At 33.2% G+C, this 7,523-nt stretch carries 4 protein-coding genes and 2 pseudogenes; 1 reads left to right on the top strand and 5 read right to left on the bottom strand.

Annotation, left to right across the window (positions count from 1 at the left end):
• Positions 1 to 331 precede the first annotated feature (331 nt).
• Genes rfaH through J5X91_RS17685 form a run of 3 tightly spaced genes read right to left on the bottom strand, consistent with a single transcriptional unit; the run spans position 332 to position 3,867 of the window.
• Positions 332 to 820, bottom strand: a complete 489-nt coding sequence (rfaH, locus tag J5X91_RS17695) for a transcription/translation regulatory transformer protein RfaH (RefSeq protein WP_208835354.1) — start codon at positions 818 to 820, stop codon at positions 332 to 334.
• A 51-nt stretch (positions 821 to 871) separates the two neighbouring features.
• Entirely contained in the window at positions 872 to 2,377 is a 1,506-nt protein-coding gene (locus J5X91_RS17690; protein WP_208835353.1) for a nuclease domain-containing protein, read from the bottom strand.
• 2 nt (positions 2,378 to 2,379) lie between these two features.
• Complete coding sequence (locus J5X91_RS17685; RefSeq protein ID WP_208835352.1) at positions 2,380 to 3,867, bottom strand: AAA family ATPase; 1,488 nt, start codon at positions 3,865 to 3,867, stop codon at positions 2,380 to 2,382.
• Positions 3,868 to 3,992: 125 nt separating this feature from the next.
• On the opposite strand from J5X91_RS17685, the gene dcm reads away from it, so the two are divergent.
• Positions 3,993 to 6,896 carry a DNA (cytosine-5-)-methyltransferase gene (gene dcm / locus J5X91_RS17680; RefSeq protein ID WP_208835351.1) on the top strand — a complete coding sequence of 968 codons (2,904 nt, stop codon included), beginning with the start codon at positions 3,993 to 3,995 and terminating at the stop codon, positions 6,894 to 6,896.
• A 17-nt stretch (positions 6,897 to 6,913) separates the two neighbouring features.
• Here the strand turns inward: dcm and J5X91_RS17675 are convergent.
• Positions 6,914 to 7,180, bottom strand: a pseudogene (locus tag J5X91_RS17675) (nicotinate-nucleotide diphosphorylase (carboxylating)); the annotation flags it as partial.
• Positions 7,181 to 7,261: 81 nt separating this feature from the next.
• Positions 7,262 to 7,462 (bottom strand): annotated as a pseudogene (locus J5X91_RS17670) (ATP-binding protein); the annotation flags it as partial.
• Positions 7,463 to 7,523 lie beyond the last annotated feature (61 nt).

Raw genomic sequence — 7,523 nt, 5'->3', positions numbered from 1 at the left:
TTAAATCCAGAGAAAAAAGAAGCAATGCGGGCGGCATAAAATTTAATTTGATGCGACAACTAACTTGAAAAACTCCGCTTCAGAGTGGGCGAGCAGTTTTATGTATTATGGATAGATTATGTTGACGTAAAGCAAAGAGAGGAAGATACGCCTAGATATGTAATAGTTGAGGCTATTAATGAAGGGACTGACGAAGAACCAGAAATATATGCAAGTAGTGGTGAGATAATTTTTGGGAGTCAAATATATAGTGAATTAAAACTATTCTTAAACTCGCTCCAAAAAAAATATAAATTAGTTGACTAGACACTCACAATACATTAATTGGAGCTTAATCTTGTCCCCTAACAATAATGTCTTTGTTTTCAATACTAACCTCAACTTTTTTGTTTAGCATATTTATTAATATAATACTCCTTACATCACCATCAGGTTCTTTATAAATTGCTTCAATATTTTTAAAGGATGTATTATTTACTAACACAGTATCACCTGATTCAGGTAACAAGCTTTCAGTTAATCGCTCATTGATTAAACTATTGACTAGCTCGTTTGGTACTTTTTGGTACTTAGAGCCATATGCTACAAAACCATTTATTCCACGGGTATTTTTAACTACTGAAAACTTACCATTGACGTCATTCAAGCGAACAAAAATATAACTGGGAAATAGAGCGGACTCCTTAATGGTTTTCCTCCCTCTCTGTAGCCTTTCTGTAATTATTTTTGGATAAAAACACTCTATCCCTTGATTACATATATTGGTGGCTGCTCTATCTTCCTGACGTGACTTGCAAGTCACCAAGTACCATGTTTTCATAATTACTCCCGCAAAATTTCGATGGTAACAAACTAATTATCCAGTATTAAGCTATTTAATTATAGATAAGTAGTCTTGAATCCCTCTTTTCAAATTTAGTGGTTCTAAAGGATTACAGAAGAGAGCACCCACTAAAGAGTTTAAACACTTATAATAAATTTTATCTTTACCAGGAAATAAAACGATAGAACCTACAGATCCCTTTATCGCGTGAGTGTATGTGTGCATCTTATCAATATCATCTTTCTTTACTTGATATTTATAGTGCCTATACTTTGCATCTAGATGTAAATAGGACACTTCATTATTTCTATCTTTTAGCTCTATTGTATAATCCGGATCATAACGTTGAGAATAACTCCCACACATACTTTTAAAAATCTTTTTAAAGTAAAGAGTACAAACAAAGCCACAGTTTAATCCAATCTCCGTAGGTATATCTTTATCAATAACCCAGCCATTTTTATCTTTTTTGATTAAACTTTTTATATGTTCGAGTGGAACATCAAAATCTTTTAACAGCCGAATAAAACAATAGTACTCATAAAGGTTTTCTAGAGAATTTATATCTAAGTAAACCAAATTATTTCTACTTAAGGGCTCAAAAGACTTGCGCATTTTAAGATACAAATTAAGTAAATACTTAAGGTGGAATTGGTTATGCAGCTTCAAAGATGTGAAATCAATTTCGCCCGCAAATTTAACATTATCTAAAACTTTATTTCTGATAAAAACATTTAATTGCAATTTAATATTTTTATTGTTTTTTTGTTTACTTTTTAATGTACGAAGTATATTTCCAAGTAATACAACTTTATCGTTGTTACCTTTTATTTTCTGCTCAAAAATGTTTTTTTTCAATTCAGTTATTTCAAGCCCTAAACTAATAATTCGTTTTTCTAATAAACTAAAACAAAATAATAAGAAAAACTTTATAAAGCGCATTTCTATAACATTATGTGTCTGTACTCTAGCCACAGTATCAATTGTAGTAGGAATTGCTTTTCCGTTATGAGCTATAAATGAACTAGTAGATTGACTTAAATATTGAAAATCAACACTAGTTAATACGTCGCCTTGAGTTAAATTCTTTTTGATACCTTTATTGAAGAAGCCAAACTTAGGATTTTCAAATAAAAAACGAAGTACACTATGGAGCTTACCATTATTCCATGATTCTACTAGAAGCGAAGTTGCAACATCTTCTAAGAAACTACCATGAGTCAACGCAAGCCTATCCTCTAAACCATTGGATGAAATTAGCAGCTGCTTTTCAATCTCCGCTATTTCAGCTTTTACTTTATTAAAAAAGTCGTCACCAAGCTTAGATCTAACCCTAATATTAATATTCTTTAACCGAAATACTGCAACCTTATTCGTACTTGTGAACGTTGCAAAGTTTGGGGATATCCAGTCACCAATAGACGTAAACTCTTCCTGTTTTAATAAGCCTGCTTCATCAATAATCTTATACTTTTTATTTTCCTCAATAACAAACTCGTTATTGAGAAAGCTAATCTCTTGATTATTTTTAAGGTCAAATATTTTTAAAGTCATGATCAGACGTTCGCAAAATTAACAAAACCAGTTTGAGTATAATACTTATACATCCTTTGTAATTTATTCAGTGTTTTTGGATATTTGTATTGAGTCATATCTGCGTTTAGAACGTGATCTGGATTATTTAATTCTCCTGTAGTAATAATTGATACAGTATGTAATATACTTAATTCGACTCTTTCATCTGCTCCCATTAATTTAGGTATTAATTTTTGACAAAATTGAAGGTCTAAAGCTTCTTCAGCTAAGCTTTCATCATTACATTCAGCGATATATTGATTAACGTAATGAGTTATTTCAAATATTGACCTATGCCCCATGTTTGTTCTGTACGGATTTAACCCATCATTAATTGAATATATCAACTCAATAAGTTCAGGTTTATTTTGATTTAACTTTTTTGCACTGTTTATTGTTGGTATTGCTTTTATCGTAGAGAAATCATGGTTTAGATGATCAACTTTTAGGCTCCCATCTTGTGAAGCCTGAGTAGTTAAAATATCTCTCGATACGTTATTCATCTCAATAGTATTTACTCTATCAAGCACCTTACTACTAAGCGCATGTGTTGATTCGTCCATATTAATTGTGCCGATAATATAAAGGTTCAATGGAATAGGCATAGACTTCACCTCATTTGAATTTTTATATATCTCTAGAGGATGTTGTTCAATTTTCACCTGGATATTTAGCAATCTTTTAACCACATCCACAGATAGCTCATTTAATGCATATGATTTTTGCTGTTTAAAGCGATATATACCAGAGCTAACATTTTCAAAAAACTTACCTGCTAGACGACTGTTATTTCCAGCTGAATCCTTTTGGTTGAATTCTGTACGAAATTGAGGCGTCCAACTTGTATCTTGTCCTCCAAAATTTGAGTCTTTCCAAGCCATAACTATGTCATGCTCTCTCAATATAGATAAAGGGAAGCTATCTGTTAAAGACAACTCCTCCTTTTCAATTAAATCAATAAAAGCAAGAATCGTTGCTTGGCTCAAAGTTGTGTAAGTTTGTGTCGTAACTTGATTTTGCCAACCTTCAAAGTCATGTCCTATCTGCCGAATTAAGCGTCGACTTTCTATACAAGCTAAGAAATCAGAAAAATAATGCTCAACAACGGATAAGTTCATTTCATCTAATATTAAGAAGTATGGGTTACCTTGGTCGCCTTCGGCTTTTAGCATGAAGTTGTAAAAGTCTGATGGTACAAATTGACCATTTAGATAATCATAAAACCCCATCAAATCTGATGGCGCAGTCCAATTGGATCTAACAGGAACAAAACATAGGTGCTTATCTAGCTCCAAACCTTTTTTATCACATATAAAATCCGCATATAGTTCAGCTATTTTAGATTTCCCTGTACCTGATGGCCCATAAAGAATAGTAAATGGCTTTGTTTGCAAGCAACAATGGAAGTTATATAAGGTATCATCGTCAAAATAGAAGTTTTTATCTAAACAATATTTTTGAATATTCATAAAATAAATTCGTATATGCGTTAAGTAGTTTCAAATATTATTAAATATATTCATATATTTATCTAGCTTTTATTAGGCTTCTAAGGTTAAAATAAAATGAGCGGGTAAATATAAAGAACTAAGTTATGAACGATTCAAATTTTATTAAAACAACTGAGGCAGCTAAGATTCTAAAAAGGTCTGAAGCAACTATTAAGAGATGGGAGTCTGAGGAGAAATTAACCTCATACAGGAATGCCAGCAACCATCGTTTATTTTGTAAAGATGAAATTTTAGGGTTGAAAAATATTTTGAATACAGAAATTAAAAAGACATCTCATACTATTCCAATCTCACGAGCTATTTCACCAAAGTCACACCCAGCACATTACTTAATGCATAAGTATTGGGGTAGAAAGCCTCATAATGTAGTATCTGAATATATAGCAACCCATACCCAAAAAGGTGAGCGAGTTTTAGACCCATTTATGGGTAGTGGTGTAACTGTTATCGAAGCTGCAAAACTAGAGAGAGAAGTTATAGGGGTAGATCTAAACCCTATGAGTAAATTCATTGTCGATAACACTATAGATAAAGTTAATATCCCAAAATTTCAGCTTGGATTTGAGTCAATCTACGAAAAAGTTTTTGCACAATATCGACACTTCTATATCACAGAGTGCTCAAAGTGTGACGCTAATGTTGAGCTATCTTCTCTAGTATGGAGTGAGGAAGGCCCTGAAACTATAAGGCTAAACTGCCCATGTTGTAAAAAGGTTATAAAAACAGCCACGACAACAGATATTAAAATTTATGATGACATCGTAGAAAACTTTGAGCGTTTAACTAAAGGTAACGCTTTTCCTATTGATAAAGTTCTTCAGTATGTCAAACGCAGTGGTAATGAAAGAATAGATGAGTTGTTTTCAAAGCGTGCCTTGGTTATTTTATCTTCTTTTCTTAAGGAAATTAATAAAGAAAAAGATGAAAAAATAAGAAATTTATTACTTTTTGTCTTTACTTCAGCCTTACCAAATTGTTCAAAAATGCTCCCTGGAGATGTAAAAACTGCATCTTACAAATCAGGTTGGGTCATAAGCAAATTCTGGGTTCCCAAAGTTCATACTGAAAGAAACGTATTTGAGTGTATCCAATTAAGATATAAAGCTATTCTTAAAGGGAAAAGCGAAACAACGCAAATTGATTCTAAATTTGTTCAAACATATAATCAAGATTCGAGATTTCTCAGTCAAATAGATGACGAATCTATTGATTATATTTGGACTGACCCGCCATATGGAGAAAGCATAGCGTATTTAGGTCTCAGCCATTTATGGAACTCATGGCTTGGGTTTGAACCTAATTACTCTAACGAAATAATTATAGACCCCTTCCGTAAAAAACGAATAGATAGTTTCGAAGAGGGAATGAATAGTGTTTTCAAAGAATTAAACCGCGTACTAAAAAAAGGTAAATATATTTCTTTTTCTTTTCATAATAGAGATCTAAAAGTTTGGAAAGCAATTATAGAACCTTTATTAAGGAATGGCTTTCAATTAGTTAATGTCGTTATGCAGCCTCAAGCCGTATCCTCTGGCACTCAAGGAATAAATAAAAATAACACCTTAAAAGGTGATTTTATTTATAACTTTATGAAAGTAGATGAGCCATCTGATACAAAGTTTTCACATCATAATAATGCATATAAGCTTATCAGAGATATGGCATTTGATTATTTACAGACACATGAGCAATGTACCGCAGCTAAGTTATATGAATTTCTTATTCCTCAAATCATTTTAAATCATGCCTTTATTGATGAAAAAAATAAAGTTATTGATATTGAAGCTTTATTACAAAAAGAGTTTATTTATTTTGAGAAAAACAATGACTATTTCTGGAAAAACAAATCTAAACCAAGCAGTAGACCTTTAGCCGTTTTAGATCTTTTTGCGGGGGCTGGTGGTTTTTCAACTGGCTTTAAAAAAGCCAACTGTTCAATTGTAGCTGCTGTTGAATTCGATAGTGAAATAGCAAAAACATATAGTAGAAATCATCCTGAAACCATTTTGCATAATATCGATATAAGAAATTTAGCTACAGAGACAATAGTAAATAACTTCCGAGATAAAGGTGTTGAGTGTGACATTATTATAGGGGGTCCTCCTTGTCAGGGCTTTTCGATGTCAGGCAATAGAATTCGTAAAAGTTTCGAAGGTAAATTTGATGAAAGAAATGAATTATTTATGGAGTTTTTTCGATTTGTGAAAGATCTCAACCCTTCTTATTTTATTATCGAAAATGTAGAGGGTATATTAAACTACAATGGTGGTGCAATTCGAGATGAGATATATAGCCTATTCGAAGGAATTGGCTACAAACTTGATTCTAAAGTACTTCTTGCCGCTGATTATGGAGTTCCTCAATTAAGAAAAAGAGCTTTCTTCTTTGGGACAAGGAAACAAATAGACCCAAGCTCACTTATTCCTTCGGCAACAAATAGCCCAGCAAACTATACTTCAACATGGGATGCTATTAGCGATCTCCCTCCTATAGATAGTGGAGAAGGGGTTGACTTATTGGTTAAAGATAACCACGTGGAATACACTAGCTATCAATTAAAGCTTGGTGCTCAAACTCAAAATGTTATACATAATCATAAAGCTTCTTCCCATAGCAAAGAAACTATAGAAAAACTGAAACTAATTAATAGTGGGAAAAAGCAATCTGACCTACCAGAGCATATGCATACAAAATCGGTTCACAGTGGTTCTTGGGGACGTATGGAAAAAAACAAACCAGCATTCACATTAACAACTAGGATAAATACACCGTCGGTAGGACGAATCGTTCATCCAGAAAAGAATAGGACAATTACCCCTAGAGAAGCAGCTAGAATTCAATCATTCCCTGATGACTTTGTTTTTGTAGGTGGGATTACAACTATTGGAAAACAAATTGGTAATGCTGTATCACCATTATTAGCTGAAGAATTAGCCAAACAGATAAATATCATTGAGAAGCAACTAAGCGATAATAAACTCTTGTAAGCATGATTCTATGCGCTTTATTTAAAGCGCATAGATAAATCGATAGATACTAAGTTCTTTGTTAATGCACCGCTCGAAATAAAGTCGACACCAACCTGCGAGTAAGTTCTAAGCGTTTCCAACGTCATATTGCCGGAAACTTCAAGTTTCGCTCGCTTATTCGTAATAATTACAGCTCTTTTGATTTCTTCAACACTAAAGTTATCTAGCATAATAATATCAGCACCGGAACAAATGGCTTGTTCTAATTCGTTTAGTGATTCCACTTCTACTTCAACGGGCTTACTGCGTAATACCATGATGCCGATCGCTCAATACCATTCAAGCCGATCACTTTTTTGTCTGTCAGTAGACCTCAGTAAAATCTAACTTGAGTGATCGGCATCAGTCAAGAAATTTAGTTTTTTTCGCATCGACTCGCCTTTTAATTCCAACTTTATCGCCCCGTGCACAAGCCTATCTAGAATCGCATCCGCGTGTGTCGATTCTCCGATCATTTCATACCAATTTTCTATCGGTAATTGACTCGCTATTAAGGTCGATTTTGTATGTAAGCGCGCATTTAAGCAGTGCGCTTAGCTATAATCGAAGTCTAGCTGCACATTCCACGGCATTAGGTCGGTAAAA

Origin of the sequence: Pseudoalteromonas sp. K222D, from assembly GCF_017653575.1 — a bacterium.
Classification (GTDB): domain Bacteria; phylum Pseudomonadota; class Gammaproteobacteria; order Enterobacterales; family Alteromonadaceae; genus Pseudoalteromonas; species Pseudoalteromonas nigrifaciens.
The sequence above is the reverse complement of the archived record's forward strand: the minus strand, read 5'-3'. Positions and strand labels throughout refer to the sequence as shown.